Genomic DNA, 21,949 nt, shown 5'->3' with positions numbered 1-21,949 from the left:
ATAAAAAGTTTACAATGTGTTGAAATTATATACAATATACGTATTTTTTCATGTTATCCCGCTGACAATGCGGATGTTCTTACAATCGCTCCAGATAGCTCGCATATCCTGCCGCATCATCTTTTTCATCAACTGTAAAAAATATGATATATTGTCAGCATGAAAAGCCAGTGAAGGGATGATCAGCCGTGGAAAAAAACGCTCTTGATATCATCGGGCATGCTGAAGAGCATCTCATTGAGAGAATCGCCGAGAATATGCATACATTCGGAATGCCGGCCACACTTGGACGTGTGCTCGGTATTATTTATATGAACCGCAAGCCGATGACGTTAAATGAGCTGTCAGAGGCGACCGGGATGAGCAAAACGAGGATGAGCCAGGTGGTCCGCGAAATGACCGATGTCAATCTGGCTGAAAAAGTGTTTGAAAAAGGCGTTCGGAAAGACCTTTATGACGTGGAGCGTGATTATTACCAGACGTTTATCTCCCTGTTTACGGCAAATTGGACAAAGGCGGTCAGCAAAAACAAAATGCTCTATAAAAAGCTGAACCGCGAGCTGACTGAGCTTCTGGAATCGGAAAATCTCAGTCCCGATATTGAAGAAAAAGCCCGTCAGCTTTTGGATGAACTGACGGATTGGCTCCATTATTATGACTGGCTGAGCCGTTTGATAGAATTTTTTGAGAGTGAAGAAGTGTTTCAGCATGTGCCGAAAATAGAAAAAAGCAGCACCCGAAGATAACCGGGCGCTGCTTTTTTAAGTCAGGAAACCAATATCGGGAACATGCCTTTCAGACCGGCGCCGATCATGCCGATGGCCACCACCGCCAAAATCAGCCCCATCAGTCGGGTAATGACGTTCATTTCGGTTTTCCCGAGCTTATTGCTGATGAAAGATGAATAGTGAAAGAAGATGAACGTCATCGCGATGACGGCCGCAATGCCGATAAGCACGCTGATGTAATGGAAGATGCCGCCATGGCCGGCCGACAGACTCATCACCGTCGCGATCGTACCGGGTCCGGCGATAATCGGAATCGACAAAGGTGTCACAGATATATCGGCTTTCTCCTTGCTCTCCCCTTTCTCTTCATGATGGAGAGACTGTACATGAGATTTCTTCGCGTTCAGAAGATTATAAGCGATGCCGAAAATAAAAATGCCGCCCGCGATACGTAAGGCATGAATGTTAATGTCAAACAGTTTAAAGATCAGATGGCCGAAGATTAAAAAAGCCGCCAAGATGATAAACGACAGCACGGAAGCCTTGCGCGCGATCGCTGTCCGTTCTTTCTCCGAGTACCCTTCCGTCAGTGATAGGAAAATCGGCACGTTTCCGATGGGATTGGAGACTGCGAACAGTGAAATGAAGACATGAATGATGAATGAAAACATGCGTACCTCCTTATGACTTGCCGTTATTGAGTTATGTTTTGTTCTCCGCTGTTTCTTATGCATGGTTTTTACCCCGGGGTCTGCTTTTTATAACCTCAGCCGGACAATCTGGAAACAGAAAAAACCGTCCTTGTAAGGACGGTTTTTTCTGTTTGCTATCTCCATAAGCCTTTTCCGAATTTCAACAGCCGATAAAGCATTTTCAATTTTTTTAGCATGCGTTAATTTCCTTTTTCACTCTGAATCAATGCGCCGAGAGACATGATATCTATCAGCTCCAATAAAATTCTACCATAAAGGGTACTTTTTCTCTATTATCAATTCATAGAGAAGGTGATTTGTATATCTTTAGAAAACTCCGTTACATCCGTCCTATTTTCTTTTATAATGTAAATATTGAACAAAATCCCTATATTACTTGTAAAAGGAGTTTTAGAATGTATTGTTCTCAATGCGGCCATCATACTGATGGCGGAAAGTTTTGTGAAAAGTGCGGGGCGCCCCAGCCCGGGCAGGGAGGCGCAGGCCAAACGCAAGGCCAGGCCGCTCAGGCCGGCGCCGCGGCTAAGCAGGCTTCAAAGCAATTTGCCTTATTCGTGCTTGATGTGTTAAAGCGACCGTATCAAACATGTAAAACGACAGGAGGCGAACAGCTTGTCAGCAGCATCATCAACATGGTGCTTTTCTGCCTGGTGACGCCGATTATGTTTTATATTCTCTTAACAGACGGCTTTCGTGACGTCAGTTTTACCGCGATTGTGGTCAAACCGGCGCTTACCTTTGCATTATGCGTTTTTTGCCTGTATCTCTTGATTTTTATCGCTTTGAAGGCCGGCGGCGCGCAGGTGTCATTTAAAGATTCGCTGTCCAGGTTCGGGGCATTTTTGATTCCGTTTACAGCTATTTTGCTTCTTGCCCTCATTTTTATGCTGCTTCATACAACCGTTTGCTTCACCATTCTGGCTGTCGGTCTTTTAGGAGCGGCGTTTGCCGTGCCTCCGCTCATGCTGGCGAGCTATCAGCATCAGCTCACTACTAAGGCGGATATCATTTATTCTGTTATCGTCATCTATTTGATCATTTGCGTAACGTTTCAATTCACGATCAAGCATTATATAAAAGAACTCATGAATTATTTCTTCTTTTAAAAACGGAAACCCCCGCCGCCTGATTGGCGCGGGGGTTTTTTTTATTGAATGGATGTTAAATAAATTCTTCCGTCTTTAACAATGCCGCCATACGTCCAATTGTATGTTCTGAGCTTCGGACTGCCGCCGGCTTTCGTAATATAAAACTCCTCGTACGTATGAATCGTCAGATGAGAGCCTTTCTGTGAAAAGCTTTTGACATTCACTTCATTAAATACTTCGGTCGTCCCCTCGCTGTGCAGTTTTTTGACCAGTTTCTGCTGATCAGCATACAAAGGGCTTCCCTCTTCTAAATTACCCGCCATGATGGCAAAATTGTTAAGGCTGACGGCGCTTGATTGATTTGTCAGGTAATCAGTCATAAACGATGTGACTTGTTCATTCGTGAGGCTGCCTGAAGCTGTATTTCCTTTGGATGATGCCCATGCGGATGTATAGGTTTTCGGCTGGTCGTTTTTTATTTTTTTTACATTTGTCCCAGAAGAATCTGAGGCAGGGTCAGCTTTTTCGAAAACCCATTTTTTATGTTTTGTATCATATGAGAGTACATAGTGAAAGCTCGGCTCAGCCTCTTCCATATCAGGCTTCGTATTCCCGTCGAAATAAGCAGACTCATGAAGCTCTTTACCTGTAACAGTTACTTGCCAGCGGCCGTTCTCTTGAGAAATCGCAAATGAATCCAGATCAAAGCTTGTCTCTTTATACTGATCCTTCAAAAAGGTGCCGGAACTCTTCATGCCGGATACCACTTCTTTCGTCTGCTCTTTCCAGGCGGAACCAGCCTCGGTCATCTGATCGGTATTTCCGTCTGCCATCGCTTTTGTATACTGCTTCGTTGTTTTGACAATCGTGTCCATGATTGTTTGTTGTGTATCTTGATCCGGGATAAGCGTTAAGTCCACATCAGTACTGTTGATCGGGACATCGGCAGTTTTCATTTTCCCCCAAGGAAAATCAGCCTCCACGGCGGCTGTCATGGAACCGTCAGTTAAGAGCGGACCATATGTAACGGATGTAAACGGATCTTTATGGACGGACTTGCCGTTTATCAGCAGATCGCCTTTCGCGCTTTTGAAGCTGTCTGCCGGAGTGAATGTCACATCCTCGGCGTCTAACGGCAGGTCAAACTCAACATTCCGGCTGCCGGCCGCCTCTGCCTCTTGCTTTTTGACAACGTCAACCGTCTCATTTTTAAGCTTGGCTTCCGCCGTGTAGACACCGGGTGCATACGGGCCGAAGATTTGGGTTTCATCGGCTTTTTTGACCGTACCTGTTTTCTCGCTGTTAATATAAAGATCGGCGCCTTTATAATTGCTTGTGACGCGGAAATAAACCGGATCGACTTTCAGTTCGTAATGGTCAAACAAAAGAAGGGTTTTTCCCTCTTTTTTGACGTATACCGCATCTTTTTCTGATGAATTGCCGCGAAGCGCTGCCAGCAGTTCATCGTGTTTCTTTGCGTATGCAAGGAGCGGTTTGACATTGGTCTCATTCAGCTTCAGTTTTTTGTCTGAAGGAGTGAGCAGGGCTGCGAGCTTTTTCGTGTCCCCGTCATGAACCGCCTGTTCGAATTGATCCGTGAGCCTTTTTTCAGATGTCAGCCAGGCTCCGGTTTTATATGCGGCAATCAATAAGATCAGCGCTGCGGCAATGCCGCCCCACATGAAGAGTGTTTTTTTAGGGATCGGCTTTCTCATTTGTGAAGCAGGTTCAGCCGCTTTTACAGCCGCCTGCCGCTCCAGCCGGCTTCCTTTCCCGATCGGTTTTCCGCATTCTTTACAGAAATGCGCTTCTTCATTGTTCTGCTGGCCGCAATGCTTACAAAAAAACATGACTTTCCTCCTATTCAATCTGCAAAACTTGTATAACTTTTCCTATGTTTCATATTTTATAATAAAGTAGAATGATTTTGGAGTTATTTTCAAAAATAGCTGTCGATCATAACGGAGGAGGAGAAACGGACATGCAAAAACTGAGCATCCGAAAAGCCGCGGAGCCGGATGAAGCGCTGTATGAACTATTGCTGCTGGCCGATCCGTCGAAAGAGATTGTCGATGATTATCTTATAAGAGGAGAATGCTATACGGCTTGGACGTCAGACGAGCTTGCAGGGGTTTACGTTTTATTGCAAACAAGGCCTAAAACGATAGAAATCGTAAACATCGCGGTAAAAGAATCGCTGCAGAACAGGGGATTCGGAAAACAGCTGGTGCGGGATGCCATTGAAAAAGCGAGACAATCGGGGGCTGACACAATTGAAATCGGCACCGGAAATTCCAGTATTCATCAGCTGTCACTCTATCAAAAATGCGGATTCCGCATTCAGGCTGTCGACCATGATTTTTTTATCAGACATTATGATGAAGACATTTTTGAAAACGGCATTCAATGCCGGGATATGATACGGCTTTATTTGGATTTATGATAAAAAGGGCGCCGGCTGACAGCGGCGCCCCTTCGTTTACCATTCAGACGGATTGATCCGCTTGTTTCTCTGTATTTCTTTGACTCCCTTGTCTGACTGAAAAAATAGCAAAAACGATCGTAAGGGTCAGTCCGACCGCCGCAAAAATATAATCCGCATTCATCAACAGCAGAAGCCCTGTGTAGACAGCGGCCGACAGCGGTTCACCCATTTTGACAATGGAAAAAATCAGTGCAAAGACCCTTCCGAAATATGCGGCCGGAACCGTCTTTTGGAAATACAGCACCGTTTGCACATCAATATACGAGATGATGATGCCAAGCACCAGGAAAATGATGCACTCAAACCCATGAAGGGGAAAAAACAGGAGCATAATGAGCAGTCCCGCTGCCGTTAACGTCCGCGGGTACAGCCGGTTCAAGCGTTTTGTATTCCATTTGAAAAATACGGCCAGATTGCCCAAAAGCATCCCCGCCTGAAACATTGAATACATGACGGCAAACCATACAGAATAGTTCTGCTGAAAACGCTCCACAGCAAGAATCGGCCCCATTACTGAAATAAGGCCGGCAATGACGAGATTTACGACGAAAAAGTATCCGACCGATGTCAGCCATGCCGCATTTCCTTTCAGCATTCTGTAACCGGCTTTTACATCTTCAGTTCCGTTGCTTTTTTCATCGGGCTGTTCTGAAATACGAATGAACGCGATAAATGCCGCAGAGATCAAAAAAGCAGTTCCGTTTATGGCAAACAGCAGCCCGAACGGAATAGCCGCAATCATGATCCCGCTGATCAATTTTCCGACGATGAGTCCGATCAAGTCACTCGTATTGATCAGAGATGTCGCCTGATCAAGATGCTGTTTGCGGACGAGCAGCGGAATGATCGCGACTTTCGCCGGCGCAAACAGCATCGATTGCAGAGATAGACAAAAGGCGCACACCCCGGCTATCCACACGGTTAATAAATCGTTCGCGCTGAGCACCGCCAAGAGGATCATAATGGCGGCCCGGCCCGTATTGCACAAATACAAGATCGACTTTTTTCGGAATAAATCAATCAGCGGCCCCGCCAGCACGCCAAATGTCAAGGGCACGAGTTCGATAAAAGAAATAACGCCGACAAGAATTTTGCTGCCGGTCAATTCTAACACTAACAGCGGCAGAGCAATGAGCCAGACCCCGTCCGCCGCTGAAGAAAACACCTGTGCACACCAAAGCTTTGCATAGTTCGGTGTTCGATATGTCATATCAGGCCCTTTCTTGATCCTCGTCATCAGAAACACCGCCGAACCATTCCAGCGTTCTCCATGATTCCCGTCTTTCCGTATAATCCTCTTCCATCACCTCAAATACAATGCCGGTATCTTGATTCCGATAAAGCTCCTGCAAAGTATCGGCAGCCCGTCTCAGCAGCTCCTCAGCGATCGTCCCTTCACTCGGATGGCGGCCCTCAAAACAGCGGACACCCCCATGCGGGAACGCAAGCTGGCGAAATGAGCTGAAGTGATAATGCTTAATGCTCTCTTTTATCGACAGAAACTGAAAGAAATCGGGATATTTCAGCTGATCATTTCTGAACATAAGAGCGGAAGATAAGTGAGTCTGATAGGTAATCGCCCAGTGGCACAGATCCCACGTAATACCGACATGCTTCAGATCCAGCTGCACCAGCTCTGTAAAATCCTCAGGATAAATGAAAATCGGATCAAAATCCTCTCCCAGATTCCCGATGATCGGAAGGTTTTCCACACCGATCCAAATGTCTGTCCCTTTCAGCCGCTCATCAAACTCCGCGAAAAACTCAACGATTTTTTTACGGTTTCCTTCCAGGTCATAGACTTGAAATTCCTCAACCGTCATAAATTGATTCGCATGAACGGTTATGCCTTTGGCGCCGTATTTCACAGCGAGCTCCGCAAAGTGATAAAGCTGTTTTTTGATGTGATCTTCATGCACATAATCGGCATGATCTGTCGGGAAATGCAGCGTCAATAATGAAGGATCAAGCTGTTTCGCATATTCCAGCGTCTGATTGAATGTTTTGAGATAATCCGCTTCCCCAAAGGAATGGCCGTCAAAAATATTCGCTTCCAGACCGTATCCCGCTTCCACCCATTTCTCATCGATTTGCTTCGGATCAAGTCCGAAAAACGGAATTTGAGCAATCATAGGACAGTCACCATGTTCCTCTCACAAGCATAAACGCTTCCGCAGCCGAAAAACCCGCTTTTGCTCCCCACACACGGGCATTATGTTCGATCGCCTGCAAAGAGCGGGGATGAGGGAAGTCTCTGAGCTCGGAACCGTAACACGCCATCGATTTCAATTTCGTTTCAAGCTCGTCTTCAATATTAACGAAGAAATTGGCATGAAACTGATCCTTCTGACAGTAATTCCATTCCGTCGAAGACAATGTTTCATAGGCAAAAACCCGTTTTACCGTATGACCGGGAAGCGGACGGGTTGCCGTCATGACCGCTCTGAATACGACAGAGTGGTCAATATTAATGTCACCGCCGTACTGGGTATACACAATGTCAGGCTGAAAACGATTGATTTGTTTCTCCGCTTCCTTCACGACATCCAGCAAATCCATTGAATCCATTCTGTTATCAGGAAGGTTCAGCCTGACAAAATCATGGATGCCCAAAGTGCTGAGCGCCTGCTCCGTTTCTTGATTAGAATGCTCCATAACGGAATCTTCAGGCTTTTTGTAATCCGTTTTTCTTGATGACTTGCCTTCCGCCATAATGACTGCCGACACGCTGTCACCTTGGCGGATATGTTTGGCGAGCGTGCCGCCGACGCCGATAATTTCATCGTCGGGATGCGCTGCAAATACCATTACTTTCATCATATTGCCCTCCTTTAACTAACATTTCAGCTGTATCCGCTCCGCAGTTCATCAGCATATCGAGCATGGAGAGGTGAGGGATATGCTCCCCGAATAATTGAGGATAGCCAAAATGTCGGATCTGCTGATACTCAATGACAATTCCGTTTCTTTCAAAATCGCTTTCTATTAAATAGTCGGAACCCTGACTGCCTGAATAATAACGGTCCGCCCCCAGCTCCTGACAAAGCGCTAAAACAAAATCGCTTTTTTTCTCCTTCCGGCATTCAAGCTCAGAGACATAACAGAACGGCGTTTCAATTCGGAGCTCTTTTCGGAAAAATTCAATGATGTGCATATTCAAATCATGGAGATATTCCCACTCCCGCTGATAGACATCTTGAAAAAAATGCTGGTATCGCTCAAAATAGGGAGCTTTCGCATAGTTCATCTTAATCGCCATCCAATGTTTTTTCCGCCAATCCTGTGTCTGGTCGATTTTCATATGCCGAAGCTCTATGTCTTTATATTGTTTCATCTGCAAAGGCACTGTCAGCCATCTGGGGCCTTGCGGCGTTTTGATTCTGTTGCGGTTGAGAAATCCTTTTTTCTCAAATTGGGCTGTGTCATGAATGGCAAACAGATCCGACTTATACATTTTTTCAAAAAAACCGTACCACGGCAGATAACTGGATTGATGGCCGCTTATTGTGTTCATTCCGGTTTCGTAAAAAGTCGGCATTGTTTTTCTTCAGCTCCCCAATATCGTTTCGGTCTCGCGATTTCTTTACTGTGTGAATAGCCAAAATCAGCCCATTGAAGCTTGCGGCAAATGGCGAATTGCAGGGCGTCACGCATCAATAAGTAAGAGGCCTGCGCTTTTTTTCCCGCCAGGCTGTTTACATTCTGCCAATAATAGAAATGAGAGCGGTCATAGAGAAAAATACTGCTGCTGATCAGCGTCTCATCCTGATAAGCTCCGATCCAAAACATCCGGTCCGCAAACGTGTCAAGCAGCTTTTGGAAAAAGCCCAGGCTCAGCACATAAGCCGCGCCGATTGACGCTGTATGCTCTTTGTAGAGGTCATAAAACGCGCTAAGTTCTTTTCGCCCGATCAGCCGGGTGACAATATTCTCTTTTTCAGCGTATCTGACTGCCGTCCGGGCTTTTCCGGAAATACCCGTCCAAAGCTCGTCAAACGTGTCCGGAAGCGAAAGAATCCGTGTCGCCTTTTCCGTCCATCCTTCCCTGATTTCTTCTGTAAAAGAAGTCTGACCGTACGGCAGCAGCATCCGGGATATGTTCCGGCCGAATATGGCCTGGATTTCACTTTGAAGCCATTCAAATGAGATGGGGCGATCTGAAATAACGCCGCCGTATCCGATCATATTGCCGGATAATACGCCCTTCTGTTCAAAAAGCGGAAGATAGATGACCTGTCCTCCGTCCGTTGTCAGTCTGACAGGGTGAAATGACGTGCCGGGAAGCTCTTCCATGAGGATTCCCCAATCATAGCTTTGAAACAATCCCGCCTGATACATGTCAGCGGCCCGATCCCATGCCTGGCGGGTCGTGCATACTGCTGTTTTTTGCATATTTATCACCACTATTCAGTCTTATTCTGTTGCTCACAATATGATAAAACGGATTCGGCTATATATCTGACTTGCTCCTTTTGAAGAGGAGGTTTAAACGGCAGGGAAAGAACTCTCTTCCAAAGCGGGTCTTCCCCGCCTTCCCCCGCGTATGTTTCATAAATCGGAATACGTCCGAGGGGAAGGTAGTTCCAGCATGTTTGGATGCCTCTTTCGGCTAAATAAACGGAACACCCGTACCGCTCTTCATCCCGGGGAAATACAATTGTTAAATAATTCAGATGTTCTCCTTCTTGGGGCTGGATCATTCTTATGCCGTTTGTTTCTCCCGCCTTTGCAAAGATTTCTCCCGCCGTCTCTAAGTTTCGGAGCGAAGCTGTTACAAGCTGATCCATACGTGAAAGCTGATCATCAATAATGGCTTCCCTTGCCGGATGCATGCGAAGCACGGGTACAACAGCCGGTTTATCCGGCAGAGCTTCGAGCTTTGTGGCTTTCATGGAAGGCATGGCGCCCGCTTTTCTAAACATATATGAAATAGGATGATGCCGTTTCCGTTTCATTACAGCTTGGATTCTTTGATTTCTGATATAGATTCGATAGTCAGCTGCCACTTGGCTGCGCTGTTCCATCGGGAGATTTGCTTTTTGCCGAAGCCATTCTTTCGGCGCGATTAACGCGCCGCCTCCGATACTCGCAAGCGGCTTTGAGGGGCCGAAGCTTAAAATGCCGAAATCGCCCAAACCGCCGGCAAATGTATCCGCTTGTTTTGTAAACATGGCTTGAGCGGCATCATCAATGACAGCAATTCCGTTTTCCTTCGCCCAGTCAATGATAGCGGTATTTTCTCTCCGGCCGTATACATGCGTGAGGATAACCGCACACGTCTGCCTTGTCACTTTTTTTTTGACATCCTCAAAAGATAAGGATAGATGCTCATCCAGCTGCGCAAACACAGGCGTCGCACCGGATTGCAGTACGGCATCAATGACATTCGGGCAGCTGAAGGATGAGAAAATCACTTCTTTCCCCGGCCCGGCCCCCGAATAAGTTAATGCGAGCACCAGTGCCGCACTGCCGCTGGATGTAAGCACAACCCCTTTTCCGTAACGTTTTTCCAGTTTTTCAGTCAGTCCGCTTTGTCCGGCAGTAAGCAAGTGTTTCACTGCGCGCAGACGGCCGCTGACGGAAAACTGTCCGGGATAAACGGGATATTTGACCACTTCCGGGTTTTTAGGAAAGTGAAAGTTTGTGCTTTTGTCTTTCATCTTTTATGATCTCCAGGCCTTCATTCAGACTTACTTTCGGAGCGTAACCGAGCAAACGTTTCGCCTTCTCGATTGACGGCGCCCGCTTAAAAATTTCGATGTCTTTTCCCCTCACGCCGTCTTCGCCCAGTTTTTTAAACAGATAGTTATCCTTCTCTCTGCCTGAGAGCACATTGACTTTTTCAGCCAGTTCTTTTATCGTGATCGGCTGGTCGTTCCCGATATTGAAGTCTTCAAAGACGGCTCCTTCATGAATGAGAGCGAGATAAGTTCCGGTGACGATATCACTGATGTAGCTGAAGCAGCGTATTTGTCCGCCGTCCCCGTAAAGAGGCAGCTCAGAGCCATTCTCGGCCAGGCTGAAAAACTTGTTGATGACAAAATCCTCGCGCTGTTTCGGCCCGTATACATTAAAGTACCGGACGACCCGAATATGAAGTTCGTCGGAAGCCTGTTCTCTCAAATATTCCTCTGATTGCAGTTTGGCTTTTCCGTAAGCCGATTTCGGAAGCTTTCTGCTTGTCTCGGTATAAGGAAAATCCGGTGAATCTCCGAACACTTCTGAACTCGATGAGAAAAGAAGTGTGCTGATTCCCAATTCACCGCATACCTCGGTGACGTTTTTCGTTCCTTCAAAATTGACCCGTATGACGTCTTCTTCATTGCTTCGGCAGCTGTCTACTCCGACCATTGCCGCCAAATGGACAACCGCATCCGCTCCCCGCAGTGATTCGCGGAGGGACGTCCGGTCAAGGATATCCGTTTGGCGGTATTCAGTGTCAAAAGCCGGCTTCTTTTGGTCTGCAATGATGGTGTGATAACCTTTATCCTGTAATAATGCCGCCAGTTCACTTCCGATAAAACCGGCCCCTCCGATAATCGCAATGTGTTTCATGATCCTACCTCCTGGCTGATAGTCAAAACTTCTTTTATAGACTTGACAATATAGCTGCAATCCTCATCTGATAACTGGCTGTAAAGAGGCAGTGATACGATCTCCCGGAAAACACGTTCAGTTACCGGAAGCTCCGCAGGAAAATGTTTTTTATAGTAAGGATGCAAATGCACGGGAATAAAGTGCACGCTCAGCCCGATTTGTTTTTCTTTCATTTTCTCAATAAACAGATCTCTGTCCATACCGCCGTTTTCTCGAATGCGCAAAATAAATAAATGCCATGAGTGCGTTATGCCGTTTGGAATGTCAGAAAGCGGAAGCGCCGCTTTATCAGATTGACCCCACAGTTCACGTATATAAAATTGAGCGATCTGTTCCCGTTTTTCTTGAATGTCGTTTGCGCGTTTCAATTGAACCAGACCGAGCGCGGCCTGAATATCCGTCATATTATATTTAAAGCCCGGCAGTAAAACGTCGTATCTCCAGCTGCCTTTTTCACCGTACCGGTTCCAGGCATTTTTTGTGATGCCGTGCCATCCGTACAGCCTCGCTCTTTCTGCGGCCTGTTCGTCTTTCATGACGAGGGCTCCGCCTTCCCCCGTTGTAATATTTTTGGTGGCATAAAAGCTGAAGCACACGGCATCGCCGTGAGTGCCGATCATGCTTCCGTTATATTTTGTACCGAGCGCATGAGCGGCGTCTTCAATCAGATACAATCCGTTTTCTTTACAAATGGATTGCAAGTTTTCCAGATCAGCCGGATAGCCGGCAAAATGAACCGCAATTAACGCTTTTGTGCGCGGCGTTATTTTCTTCCTGACATCTTCAGGATCGGCACATAGACTTTTCTCGCATATATCCGCAAACACCGGAACGGCTCCGGCGTGCAGAATGACATTGACGCTGGAACAGAACGTGAAGCTCGGCACGATGACTTCATCGCCTTCTCCCACCCCGAGCGCCAATAAAGCCATATGTAATGCAGCGGTGCCTGAATTACAGCTGATGACGTGTTCAGCTCCTATACATTCTCCCAGCTTTTTTTCAAAATCGATTACCTTCGGGCCTTTCGAAATCCAGCCCGATTGAATCGTTTCGGTTACGCTTGCGATTTCTTCGTTTGTCATATCAGGTCTGTGAAAAGAGATAAATCGATTACTAATGACGGTTCCCTCCTATAAAGTGACAACTCTGCAATTGTCGGCTGATTTTTCCTTGCATACATTTCTTGTGTCAAAGATAATCGGTGAGGCATCCTTCAAAATACTGTAGTCGATGACATCGTGATCTGTATGAATGATGATGACGTCGTACTGATTGATTTGTTCTTTTGTGAATGGGACAGATTGTTTGCAGCTTCCGTCATTCAAGCGGATCTCGCTGATAAACGGATCATGATAATCAATCGCGCATCCCTTGTCCATCAATTCTTCCATTATCGTAAACACTGAGGATTCACGCGGGTCATTTGTATTTTTTTTATAAGCGGCCCCTATTATTAAGATGCTGCATTTGTCTTTGCCCGCCAGTTTCAAAGCATAGTCAGAGACAGAAATCGGCATGTTGGAATTGATTTCGTCCGCGAGATCAATTAATTTTGTCTGCAGCCCTTTTTCATTCGCGATCCATTTGAAGTAAAAAGGATCAATCGGGATACAATGGCCTCCGACTCCGGGGCCCGGGATAAATTTTTGAAAGCCGAACGGCTTCGTGTCCGCCGCGCAGATGACTTCCCATATATCAATATCAAGTTCACGGCAATTAAGCGCCATTTCATTGATAAGAGCTATATTGACATAACGATAAGTATTCTCTAGGAGTTTAGCTGTTTCAGCTACTTCGGGTGAGGTGACCGGGTGAATGCTTGTAACAATGGTACTGTAAAACGCTGAGGCAAGTTCTGTGCAAGTCTGTGTGGTACCGCCGACTACTTTAGGAATATCTGAAACTTCATATTGCCTGTTGCCCGGATCGATTCTTTCCGGAGAATAAGCCGTAAAAAAGTCTGTTCCTATTTTCATGCCGCGGCTTGATGCCATTCTGTCGGCAATCTTTTTTTTCGTTGTTCCGGGATAGGTGGTGCTTTCTAAAATTAAAAGCTGATGCTGCCTTCCATAAGCAATCATGCTGTCAACTGCACTGTCGATGTAGGTTAAATCGGGGATCTTGTCTTTTTTGTTCAGGGGTGTCGGCACACATATCACAATGATGTCGCATTTTTGGATGAGCGACATGTCGGCGCTGATTTGAAAGCGTTTTGTTTGTAAAGCCGAGTTCAGTCTGTCGTCCTCTATATCTTGAATATGGCTGCTTCCGGCGGCTAACAAGGAAACCTTTTCACTGTTTTTGTCGAATCCGATAACATTGTATCCTTTATCGACACATTCCAGCGCAAGAGGGAATCCCACATATCCCATGCCTAACACGCCTACAATCGCCTGCTTCGTTTCAATCAGATGTAACAGCCGTTTTTGACCAAGGTTGCTGGCTTCTTTTGTGACAGTATTCATTTTTCGCCCCCTAATAGATAGAAAAGAGTATTGTTTTTTACAATTTAAAACAAATATCGATCGATATCGCAATTATAACAAAAGTTAAAATTTGATAAATGAGTTTTACATCCTTTTATAAATTAGGTATTATCTATTTATTTTTCTTTTATTTGTAAAATAAAATCCTGTCAAATGGTATATATCTGGTAACGAGTGAGAAAATCTCCCTTAATTAAGAGAATATACAGAAAACAATATAAAAAAACAGGCCGAAGCCTGTTTTTTATTCTTTCACTGCCTCAGTTACAGCCGCGGAAACGAGTGATCCCGCTTTCTCTAATCGTTCTTTGCTGATGTGTTTCATATTATCATTCTCAGTGTGATACCAGGGCCCCGGCTCCTGTGTATCGGGGCTGAGCCAAATCCAGTTAGCCGACGGAATCCCCGCTTCATAAAAAGAGACATGGTCTGAGTAACCAAGCTGAATCAGGTTGGGCTTGACCAACCGGAATTTTTCAGCGGCTTTTTCAGCATACCGGACGCTCGGGTTTTCCTTGCCGTCAGGAGTCGTGACACACATTTGACTCGCTTCTTCCCAGTCAGTCGCAATCATATCGGCATTAAAATTGGCCTGACTGTGCTTTCTTTCATTGTTCGTGAGTGTACTGACGTAATAAGATGAACCCGCAGACCATAATTCTTCTGCACCGAACAGGATAAAGCGGATCTCTTTGTCTTTCGGTATGTGTGTGAATTGCTTGCTGATTTCCAGAACGGCAGATGTGCCTGAGGCGTTATCATCCGCTCCGGGCGCGCCTTTTACGCTGTCATAATGCGCTGTGACATAAATAATATCAGCATCAGAAGAGTTGGCCTGTGCCGCTTTGCGCGTTCCTATAATATTTTGTGAGGTGCGGTTTTTATAGTTTTTAAATTGAATGACTGCCTGCTTTTCCTGCAGCAGTGCTTCACCGTCTTCTTTTTTCATACCCGCCGCCGGTATCGTGATTCCTTTATCGGTATGCGGACGGACGGCGAGCGGTTTTGTTGTCTGATTATAAATAATGACTGCTTTGGCTCCCGCTTGTTCGGCATGTTTGATCTTTTGAGAAACGGGGATCTTTCCTTCGCGTATCACTGCAATTTTTCCTTTGGCTCCTGTTACGTCATTGCGTGATCCGCAGCCGCCGTCAAAAATCCCGCCTTCTATTTTGAGCTCTTTTTCAACAGCGGATTGATCAGCGGAGCGGAGCGGGAATTCATGATCTCCCGCTGTGACTGAACCTGAAAAGTACTTTTTCAACGGAAATGATTGTACTTTGACACTAGCGCCTTGAGCCCGCAGACGATTCGATATGTATTCAGCCGCTTCCTTTTCTTTCGCAGTTCCGGTTTCCCGCGGACCGATGGTTTCACTCAGATCATGCATAGTGTCCAATGCCTCATCAGCATCAAAAACCGGCGCGGTCACAGTTGAATAAGCATGAGTTTCGGACAGCGGCCCGGCAGACGCGCCCCATATGACGCTTGCTGCCACCGCGGCTGACATAAATGAAAATTTCATCATAATCCCTCCTCTTATTAACACCTCTTCCCTTTCGATTGAAGTACACTGATTCCTTTAAAAAGGGGAAAAATGAATATTATTGACCAAATGAAGATGATGAAAAAGGAGGGAAAAGCCCGGGAGCATAAAAAAACGCCGGGAGAATATCTCCCGGCGTCCATTCCATTACTTATTCAAGTTATAGAAAGAGTTGATACCGTGGTATTGAGCAGTTTCAGCCAACTGATCTTCGATGCGAAGAAGCTGGTTGTATTTCGCAACACGGTCCGTACGGGACGGAGCACCTGTTTTGATTTGTCCTGCATTAGTTGCCACAGCAATGTCAGCGATTGTGCTGTCTTCAGTTTCACCTGAACGGTGAGAGATAACAGCAGTGTAGCCTGCGCGTTTCGCCATTTCGATCGCATCGAATGTTTCAGTCAATGTACCGATTTGGTTTACTTTGATCAGGATAGAGTTGCCTACGCCGTTTTTGATACCTTCAGCAAGCTTTTTCGTGTTTGTAACGAAAAGGTCGTCACCGACAAGCTGAACTTTTTTGCCAAGACGCTCTGTAAGAAGTTTGTGGCCTTCCCAGTCGTTCTCGTCAAGTCCGTCTTCGATAGAGATGATTGGGTATTTAGAAACCATTTCTTCGTACCAGTCAACCATTTCAGCAGATGTTTTCACAACGCCTTCGCCAGACAGATGGTATTTGCCGTCTTCCTTGTTGTAGAACTCAGAAGATGCAGCATCCATCGCAAGTTTCACTTCTTCGCCAGGTTTGAAGCCGGCTTTTTCGATCGCCTCAACGATTGTTTGAAGCGCTTCTTCGTTAGAACCAAGGTTCGGAGCGAATCCGCCTTCGTCACCTACAGCTGTGTTCATTCCTTTAGCAGAAAGAACTGATTTCAGGCTGTGGAAGATTTGAGCGCCCATGCGAAGCGCTTCACGGAAGTTAGGCGCGCCTACAGGCATGATCATGAATTCTTGAATGTCTACGTTGTTGTCAGCATGCTCTCCGCCGTTTACGATGTTCATCATCGGTACAGGAAGCGTTTTTGAGTTGAATCCTCCAAGGTATTGGTAAAGAGGAATCTGTAAGAAATCAGCAGCTGCGCGCGCACAAGCCATAGATACGCCAAGGATTGCGTTCGCACCGAGTTTGCCTTTGTTTTCAGTTCCGTCAAGCTCGATTAAAAGCTGATCGATTGCGTTTTGTTCAGTTACGTCAAAGCCGAGAAGCTCTGGAGAAATGATTTCGTTTACGTTGTTAACAGCAGTTAACACGCCTTTTCCAAGGTAACGGTCTTTGTCGCCGTCACGAAGCTCAACCGCTTCGTATTCACCTGTAGAAGCTCCGCTTGGCACTAATGCGCGGCCGAAAGCTCCTGTTTCTGTATATACTTCAACTTCAACTGTTGGGTTGCCGCGGGAGTCAAGGACTTCGCGTGCATAAACATCAACAATGTATGGCATGAGTTTGTCTCTCCTTTTGATTTACGCTTATTTTTGAATTAAAGATGTTCCGGTCATTTCTTTCGGTTTTTCAACACCGAGAAGGTCTAATAACGTTGGTGCGAGGTCGCCTAGGATTCCGCCTTCGCGCAGCGTCACGCCTTCTTTCGTCACAATGACAGGGACTGGGTTTGTCGTATGGGCAGTGTGCGGTTCGCCTGTTTCTGTAATCAGAATGTCCGCATTACCGTGATCAGCGGTAATGATGGCATGTCCGCCTTTAGCGATGATGGCGTCAACCACTTCGCCTAAGCATTCGTCCACTGCTTCAATTGCTTTAATCGTCGGTTCGACCATTCCGGAGTGGCCGACCATGTCAGGGTTTGCAAAGTTCAGGATGATCGCGTCGTGCTTGTCAGCCGCGATTTCTTTTACAAGAGCATCCTTCACTTCATACGCGCTCATTTCAGGCTTCAGGTCATATGTCGCGACCTTCGGCGAGTTAATGAGGATGCGCTCTTCGCCCGGGAATTCTTCTTCGCGGCCGCCGCTCATAAAGAACGTAACGTGCGGATACTTTTCAGTTTCTGCAATGCGAAGCTGTTTTAACCCGTGCTGTGCCAATACTTCACCGACCGTATTGTCAAGGTTTACCGGTTTAAAAGCCACATATCCGTCAACAGATTCACTGAAGTGAGTCAGGCAGACGAAATACAGGTTTTTCGGATGATTTTCACCGCGGTCGAAATCGCGGAAATCTTTGTTGGTAAACGTGTTTGAAATCTGGATGGCGCGGTCTGGTCTGAAATTATAGAAAATCACAGAATCGCCGTCATGAATTTTCGCAACGGGTTCACCGTTTTCTTTTGTGATGACGGACGGAATGACGAATTCATCATGAATGCCGTTCGCATAAGAATCGTCGACTACATCCATCGCGCTGCGGTAAGACGGGCCTTCGCCGTAAGCCATTGCGCGGTACGCTTTTTCCACACGGTCCCAGCGTTTGTCGCGGTCCATGGAGTAGTAGCGTCCGGAAATGCTGGCGATTTCGCCGACACCGATTTCTTCGATTTGCTCATTCAGCTGCTGAATGTAAGTTTTCGCTGTTTGCGGACCTACATCGCGGCCGTCGAGGAAACCGTGAATATACACCTTCGTCAGTCCTTCACTTTTCGCAAGCTTCAGCAGCGCGAATAAATGATTGATATGACTGTGTACGCCTCCGTCAGAAAGAAGGCCGAACAGGTGCAGCGCTTTGTCGTTGTCTTTCGCGTTTTTGATGGCGTCAAGGAACGTTTGATTGCGTTCGAATTCGCCTTCGCGGATGGCAACGTTCACGCGTGTTAAGCTTTGGTACACAATACGTCCTGCGCCGATATTCAAATGACCGACTTCAGAGTTCCCCATCTGTCCTTCAGGCAGTCCGACTGCTTCGCCTGATGCCGTCAGCGTCTGATGAGGGTATTGGTTCCAATAACGGTCGAAATTCGGTTTTTTCGCTTGTGCGACTGCGTTTCCGACTGTTTCATTGCGTAATCCGAACCCATCAAGAATGATGAGTGCAGCTGGTTTTTTACTCATATTGACCTTCCTCCAATAATTGAACGAATGACTGCGGTTCAAGGCTTGCGCCGCCGACCAAAGCACCGTCAATATCGGACTCTGCCATATATTCTTTAATATTTGCAGGTTTTACGCTGCCGCCGTATTGAATGCGGAGCTTGTCAGCAGTTTCCTGGCTGAAGCTTTCAGCAACGACTTTACGGATATGCGCGCAGACGTCGTTAGCATCTTTCGCTGTAGAAGATTTGCCTGTTCCGATTGCCCAGATTGGCTCGTACGCAATAACAGAAGCAGCAACTTGCTCTTCAGAAAGACCCGCAAGACCTTTTTTCACTTGATCGGCAACAAGATCATTTGTTTTTCCGGCTTCGCGCTCTTCAAGCGTTTCACCTACGCAAATGATCGGCACAATGCCGTGTTTGAAAGCGGCATGCGCTTTTTTGTTAACTGTTTCATCAGTTTCAGCGAACATTTCACGGCGCTCAGAGTGGCCGATGACGCAGTAATCCACGCCAAGGTCTTTCAGAGCGACCGGGCTGATTTCACCTGTGAACGCACCGTTTTCTTCAAAATGCATGTTTTGGGCGCCGACTTTCAGGTCAGTTCCTTTAACAGCAGAAGTCAGCTTTTCTAAGAAAAGAGCTGGTGCGCAAACAACGGCTTCCGCTTTGTCTGCTGCTGGAATGGAAGATTTCACTTCTTCAACGAAGCTGACAGCTTCGCCGAGTGTTTTGTTCATTTTCCAGTTACCGGCTATAATTGGTTTTCTCATCTGTTCCACTTCCTTATAGCAGTTTTTATTTATCGTTCAGCGCAGCTACACCCGGAAGCTCTTTGCCTTCCATGAATTCAAGGGATGCGCCGCCGCCTGTTGAGATATGGCTCATTTTGTCAGCAAGGCCGAATTTTTCAACGGCTGCCGCAGAGTCTCCTCCGCCGATGACAGAGTATGTATCGTTTGCCTCTGCCAATGCTTCAGCCACTGCTTTTGTGCCTTGAGCGAACAAGTCGATTTCGAATACGCCCATCGGTCCGTTCCATACGACAAGTTTGCTGTTTTTGATAACTTCAGCGTACGTTTCGCGGGTTTTCGTTCCGATGTCGATCGCTTCTAAATCACTTGGGATCTCAGAGATCGGCACGATTTGGACGTTTGCATCGTTAGAGAAATCATCAGCAACGAGAACGTCTTCCGGCATATAGAATTTAACGCCTTTTTCTTTCGCGCGGTCCATGAATGATTTTGCAAGTTCGATTTTATCTTCTTCAAGAAGAGATTTACCGACTTCATAACCAAGCGCTTTTACGAATGTGTAAGCAAGACCTCCGCCGATGATCAAGTTGTCCACTTTATCAAGCAGACTTTCGATTACACCGATTTTGTCTTTTACTTTCGCGCCGCCGATGATTGCCGTAAACGGGCGCTCAGGATTTGTCACGGCTTTGCCGAGAACGTCAAGCTCTTTTTCCATCAGGAATCCTGCAACCGCCGGCAGATGCTCGGCAATTCCGGCTGTAGATGCGTGAGCACGGTGGGCAGCACCGAATGCGTCATTGACATATACATCCGCAAGCTCAGCAAATGCTTTAGCAAGCTCAGGATCGTTTTTCTCTTCACCAGCGTAGAAACGTACGTTTTCCAATACAAGAACGTCTCCGTCCTTCATATCAGAAATTTGTGCTTTTACAGCATCGCCGTAAGCTTCATCCGCTTTTTTCACTTCTTTGCCGAGCAGTTCGCCTAAGCGTGCAGCGACAGGAGTTAAACGAAGCTCCTCAACCACTTCGCCTTTCGGGCGGCCTAAGTGGCTCGCAAGAAGGACTTTCGCGCCTTGGTCTGCAAGGTGTTTGATTGTTGGAAGCGCAGCGCGGATACGAGTATCGTCTGTTACTTCCCCGTCTTTCATTGGAACGTTAAAGTCAACGCGGCAGAATACGACTTTGCCTTTTACGTCGATGTCTTTTACTGTTTTTTTATTCATGCCTTAGGAGATCCTCCTTCAAAATGGTTTGCATAGCACGAAAAACGTGAAACGTGAAACCGCCTCATGATGCTTCCGCCGCGGGGCAGATTGCAACTTCCGGGCACGGGGCAGATCGTTTTCTGAGCCAGGGCAGGCGGCTCAGAAAACGAAAGTGCCGCGGAAACTTCAAAACGCGGACGTTCTGCAGCAATCCGGCGCTTTCTGAAAGCCGGTTCTCATGGAAAAAGGGAAAGGGAGTCCGTCCCCTTCCCTTGTCCGCTTTCATTATAGCGTTTCTGTCCGAAAGAACCAAGTCCGGCCCTTTCCGGGAGCTATGAATTAAAGACCTTGTTTTGCGATGTAAGCTGCAAGGTCAACAACGCGGTTAGAGTAGCCGCTTTCGTTATCGTACCAAGAGATTACTTTTACCATGCTGCCTTCCATAACCATTGTAGAAAGAGCATCGATTGTAGAAGAGTTAGCATTGCCGTTGTAGTCTCCGGATACTAATGGCTCTTCGCTGTAGCCAAGGATTCCTTTAAGATCGCCTTCAGCCGCTTCTTTAAGAGCTGCGTTTACGTCTTCAGCCGTTACGTCTTTGTTCAGTTCAGCAACTAGGTCAACAAGAGAAACGTTTGGAGTCGGCACACGCATAGCTCCGCCGTTCAGCTTGCCTTTCAGTTCAGGAAGAACAAGGGAAACTGCTTTAGCAGCACCAGTTGATGTAGGAATGATGTTTTCAGCTGCTGCACGCGCACGACGGTAGTCTTTGTGCGGAAGATCAAGAATTTGCTGATCGTTTGTGTAAGAGTGAACAGTTGTCATCATACCGCGTTTGATGCCGAATTTGTCGTTAAGTACTTTTGCAAACGGCGCAAGGCAGTTTGTTGTGCAAGATGCGTTAGAGATAACATCGTGGTTAGCCGCATCGTATTTGTCTTCGTTAACACCCATAACGATTGTGATATCTTCTTCGTTAGCAGGTGCAGAGATGATAACTTTTTTCGCGCCTGCTTCTAAGTGTTTCGCAGCGTCTGCGCGTTTTGTGAAGAAACCAGTAGATTCAACTACGATTTCAACGCCTTGTTTGCCCCAGCTGAGTTTCGCAGGATCGCGCTCAGCAGAAACTTCGATTGTTTTGCCGTTAACAACAAGGTTGCTGCCGTCAACTTTAACTTCTGCATCTAATTTTCCGTGTACGGAATCATATTGTAAAAGATGAGCAAGCATGTTAGCGTCTGTTAAATCGTTAACCGCTACTACCTCAACTTCAGGATTGTTTAATGCTGCGCGGAATACGTTACGTCCAATACGACCAAAACCGTTAATACCGACTTTTACTGCCATGATTATT

20 protein-coding genes are annotated in these 21,949 nt (G+C 46.5%); 3 read left to right on the top strand and 17 right to left on the bottom strand.

The features are described from left to right. The first annotated feature begins 188 nt into the window (after positions 1-188). The gene (locus G9F50_RS03180) at positions 189-746 is read left to right on the top strand and encodes a GbsR/MarR family transcriptional regulator (protein WP_007409974.1); all 558 of its coding nucleotides are present in this window, start codon (positions 189-191) and stop codon (positions 744-746) included. A 20-nt stretch (positions 747-766) separates the two neighbouring features. Here the strand turns inward: G9F50_RS03180 and G9F50_RS03175 are convergent, their stop codons facing one another. Next, the gene (locus G9F50_RS03175; protein ID WP_007409973.1) at positions 767-1,399 is read right to left on the bottom strand and encodes an NAAT family transporter; all 633 of its coding nucleotides are present in this window, start codon (positions 1,397-1,399) and stop codon (positions 767-769) included. 437 nt (positions 1,400-1,836) lie between these two features. Between G9F50_RS03175 and G9F50_RS03170 the strand changes: the two genes are divergently transcribed. After that, entirely contained in the window at positions 1,837-2,547 is a 711-nt protein-coding gene (locus G9F50_RS03170) for a hypothetical protein (protein WP_060562556.1), read from the top strand. A 41-nt stretch (positions 2,548-2,588) separates the two neighbouring features. Here G9F50_RS03170 and G9F50_RS03165 read toward each other — a convergent pair whose 3' ends face one another. Further along, entirely contained in the window at positions 2,589-4,379 is a 1,791-nt protein-coding gene (locus tag G9F50_RS03165; protein ID WP_165406512.1) for a zinc ribbon domain-containing protein, read from the bottom strand. Positions 4,380-4,510: 131 nt separating this feature from the next. Between G9F50_RS03165 and G9F50_RS03160 the strand changes: the two genes are divergently transcribed. Further along, on the top strand, positions 4,511-4,972 hold the full coding sequence (locus G9F50_RS03160) for a GNAT family N-acetyltransferase (protein ID WP_098081763.1): 462 nt from the start codon (positions 4,511-4,513) through the stop codon (positions 4,970-4,972). A 43-nt stretch (positions 4,973-5,015) separates the two neighbouring features. Here the strand turns inward: G9F50_RS03160 and G9F50_RS03155 are convergent, their stop codons facing one another. The 15 genes from G9F50_RS03155 to gap all read right to left on the bottom strand — a co-directional run bounded on the left by G9F50_RS03155 (position 5,016) and on the right by gap (position 21,942). After that, a complete protein-coding gene (locus G9F50_RS03155) occupies positions 5,016-6,251 on the bottom strand; it encodes an MFS transporter (protein WP_080130097.1) in 1,236 nt (411 codons plus the stop codon). Next, on the bottom strand, positions 6,226-7,146 hold the full coding sequence (locus G9F50_RS03150) for a sugar phosphate isomerase/epimerase family protein (protein WP_080130098.1): 921 nt from the start codon (positions 7,144-7,146) through the stop codon (positions 6,226-6,228). The genes G9F50_RS03155 and G9F50_RS03150 overlap by 26 nt, the downstream gene beginning before the upstream one ends. 7 nt (positions 7,147-7,153) lie before the next feature. Then, positions 7,154-7,831, bottom strand: a complete 678-nt coding sequence (locus G9F50_RS03145; RefSeq protein ID WP_080130099.1) for a PIG-L deacetylase family protein — start codon at positions 7,829-7,831, stop codon at positions 7,154-7,156. Further along, the gene (locus G9F50_RS03140) at positions 7,794-8,552 is read right to left on the bottom strand and encodes a WbqC family protein (RefSeq protein ID WP_165406511.1); all 759 of its coding nucleotides are present in this window, start codon (positions 8,550-8,552) and stop codon (positions 7,794-7,796) included. Before G9F50_RS03140 ends, G9F50_RS03145 begins: the two co-directional genes overlap by 38 nt. After that, positions 8,525-9,406 carry a GNAT family N-acetyltransferase gene (locus G9F50_RS03135; RefSeq protein ID WP_165406510.1) on the bottom strand — a complete coding sequence of 294 codons (882 nt, stop codon included), beginning with the start codon at positions 9,404-9,406 and terminating at the stop codon, positions 8,525-8,527. The genes G9F50_RS03140 and G9F50_RS03135 overlap by 28 nt, the downstream gene beginning before the upstream one ends. A gap of 11 nt (positions 9,407-9,417) precedes the next feature. Next, positions 9,418-10,674, bottom strand: a complete 1,257-nt coding sequence (locus G9F50_RS03130; protein WP_060562551.1) for an aminotransferase class V-fold PLP-dependent enzyme — start codon at positions 10,672-10,674, stop codon at positions 9,418-9,420. Beyond that, a complete protein-coding gene (locus tag G9F50_RS03125) occupies positions 10,640-11,569 on the bottom strand; it encodes an NAD-dependent epimerase/dehydratase family protein (RefSeq protein ID WP_015418245.1) in 930 nt (309 codons plus the stop codon). The genes G9F50_RS03130 and G9F50_RS03125 overlap by 35 nt, the downstream gene beginning before the upstream one ends. Next, entirely contained in the window at positions 11,566-12,696 is a 1,131-nt protein-coding gene (locus G9F50_RS03120; protein WP_060562549.1) for a DegT/DnrJ/EryC1/StrS family aminotransferase, read from the bottom strand. Before G9F50_RS03120 ends, G9F50_RS03125 begins: the two co-directional genes overlap by 4 nt. A 48-nt stretch (positions 12,697-12,744) precedes the next feature. Next, a complete protein-coding gene (locus G9F50_RS03115; protein ID WP_007409958.1) occupies positions 12,745-14,079 on the bottom strand; it encodes a nucleotide sugar dehydrogenase in 1,335 nt (444 codons plus the stop codon). Positions 14,080-14,344: 265 nt separating this feature from the next. Beyond that, positions 14,345-15,625 (bottom strand): M28 family peptidase, encoded by a 1,281-nt coding sequence (locus G9F50_RS03110; RefSeq protein ID WP_060562548.1) that lies wholly within the window; start codon positions 15,623-15,625, stop codon positions 14,345-14,347. A gap of 168 nt (positions 15,626-15,793) precedes the next feature. Further along, entirely contained in the window at positions 15,794-17,086 is a 1,293-nt protein-coding gene (eno, locus tag G9F50_RS03105; RefSeq protein WP_007409956.1) for a phosphopyruvate hydratase, read from the bottom strand. 27 nt (positions 17,087-17,113) lie between these two features. Next, a complete protein-coding gene (gene gpmI, locus G9F50_RS03100; RefSeq protein WP_003151620.1) occupies positions 17,114-18,649 on the bottom strand; it encodes a 2,3-bisphosphoglycerate-independent phosphoglycerate mutase in 1,536 nt (511 codons plus the stop codon). Continuing rightward, a complete protein-coding gene (gene tpiA, locus G9F50_RS03095) occupies positions 18,642-19,403 on the bottom strand; it encodes a triose-phosphate isomerase (protein ID WP_003151618.1) in 762 nt (253 codons plus the stop codon). The genes gpmI and tpiA overlap by 8 nt, the downstream gene beginning before the upstream one ends. Positions 19,404-19,428: 25 nt before the next feature. Then, positions 19,429-20,613: a phosphoglycerate kinase gene (locus tag G9F50_RS03090; protein ID WP_059367771.1), complete on the bottom strand. Its 1,185-nt coding sequence runs from the start codon at positions 20,611-20,613 to the stop codon at positions 19,429-19,431. Between the two features lie 321 nt (positions 20,614-20,934). Next, positions 20,935-21,942: a type I glyceraldehyde-3-phosphate dehydrogenase gene (gap, locus tag G9F50_RS03085; RefSeq protein WP_007409954.1), complete on the bottom strand. Its 1,008-nt coding sequence runs from the start codon at positions 21,940-21,942 to the stop codon at positions 20,935-20,937. Between the last annotated feature and the right edge of the window lie 7 nt (positions 21,943-21,949).

This window comes from Bacillus sp. EKM206B (assembly GCF_011066015.1).
GTDB lineage: Bacteria > Bacillota > Bacilli > Bacillales > Bacillaceae > Bacillus > Bacillus velezensis.
The sequence above is the reverse complement of the archived record's forward strand: the minus strand, read 5'-3'. Positions and strand labels throughout refer to the sequence as shown.

Excerpts from the sequence above, each read along its gene's own strand:
- eno (WP_007409956.1), bottom strand. The coding sequence starts at position 17,086 with ATGCCATACATTGTTGATGTTTATGCACGCGAAGTCCTTGACTCCCGC.
- G9F50_RS03120 (WP_060562549.1), bottom strand. The coding sequence starts at position 12,696 with ATGACAAACGAAGAAATCGCAAGCGTAACCGAAACGATTCAATCGGGC.
- tpiA (WP_003151618.1), bottom strand. The coding sequence starts at position 19,403 with ATGAGAAAACCAATTATAGCCGGTAACTGGAAAATGAACAAAACACTC.
- gpmI (WP_003151620.1), bottom strand. The coding sequence starts at position 18,649 with ATGAGTAAAAAACCAGCTGCACTCATCATTCTTGATGGGTTCGGATTA.
- G9F50_RS03160 (WP_098081763.1), top strand. The coding sequence starts at position 4,511 with ATGCAAAAACTGAGCATCCGAAAAGCCGCGGAGCCGGATGAAGCGCTG.
- G9F50_RS03145 (WP_080130099.1), bottom strand. The coding sequence starts at position 7,831 with ATGAAAGTAATGGTATTTGCAGCGCATCCCGACGATGAAATTATCGGC.
- gap (WP_007409954.1), bottom strand. The coding sequence starts at position 21,942 with ATGGCAGTAAAAGTCGGTATTAACGGTTTTGGTCGTATTGGACGTAAC.
- G9F50_RS03155 (WP_080130097.1), bottom strand. The coding sequence starts at position 6,251 with ATGACGAGGATCAAGAAAGGGCCTGATATGACATATCGAACACCGAAC.
- G9F50_RS03175 (WP_007409973.1), bottom strand. The coding sequence starts at position 1,399 with ATGTTTTCATTCATCATTCATGTCTTCATTTCACTGTTCGCAGTCTCC.
- G9F50_RS03115 (WP_007409958.1), bottom strand. The coding sequence starts at position 14,079 with ATGAATACTGTCACAAAAGAAGCCAGCAACCTTGGTCAAAAACGGCTG.
- G9F50_RS03140 (WP_165406511.1), bottom strand. The coding sequence starts at position 8,552 with ATGCCGACTTTTTACGAAACCGGAATGAACACAATAAGCGGCCATCAA.
- G9F50_RS03130 (WP_060562551.1), bottom strand. The coding sequence starts at position 10,674 with ATGAAAGACAAAAGCACAAACTTTCACTTTCCTAAAAACCCGGAAGTG.
- G9F50_RS03110 (WP_060562548.1), bottom strand. The coding sequence starts at position 15,625 with ATGAAATTTTCATTTATGTCAGCCGCGGTGGCAGCAAGCGTCATATGG.
- G9F50_RS03090 (WP_059367771.1), bottom strand. The coding sequence starts at position 20,613 with ATGAATAAAAAAACAGTAAAAGACATCGACGTAAAAGGCAAAGTCGTA.
- G9F50_RS03165 (WP_165406512.1), bottom strand. The coding sequence starts at position 4,379 with ATGTTTTTTTGTAAGCATTGCGGCCAGCAGAACAATGAAGAAGCGCAT.
- G9F50_RS03125 (WP_015418245.1), bottom strand. The coding sequence starts at position 11,569 with ATGAAACACATTGCGATTATCGGAGGGGCCGGTTTTATCGGAAGTGAA.
- G9F50_RS03135 (WP_165406510.1), bottom strand. The coding sequence starts at position 9,406 with ATGCAAAAAACAGCAGTATGCACGACCCGCCAGGCATGGGATCGGGCC.
- G9F50_RS03150 (WP_080130098.1), bottom strand. The coding sequence starts at position 7,146 with ATGATTGCTCAAATTCCGTTTTTCGGACTTGATCCGAAGCAAATCGAT.
- G9F50_RS03170 (WP_060562556.1), top strand. The coding sequence starts at position 1,837 with ATGTATTGTTCTCAATGCGGCCATCATACTGATGGCGGAAAGTTTTGT.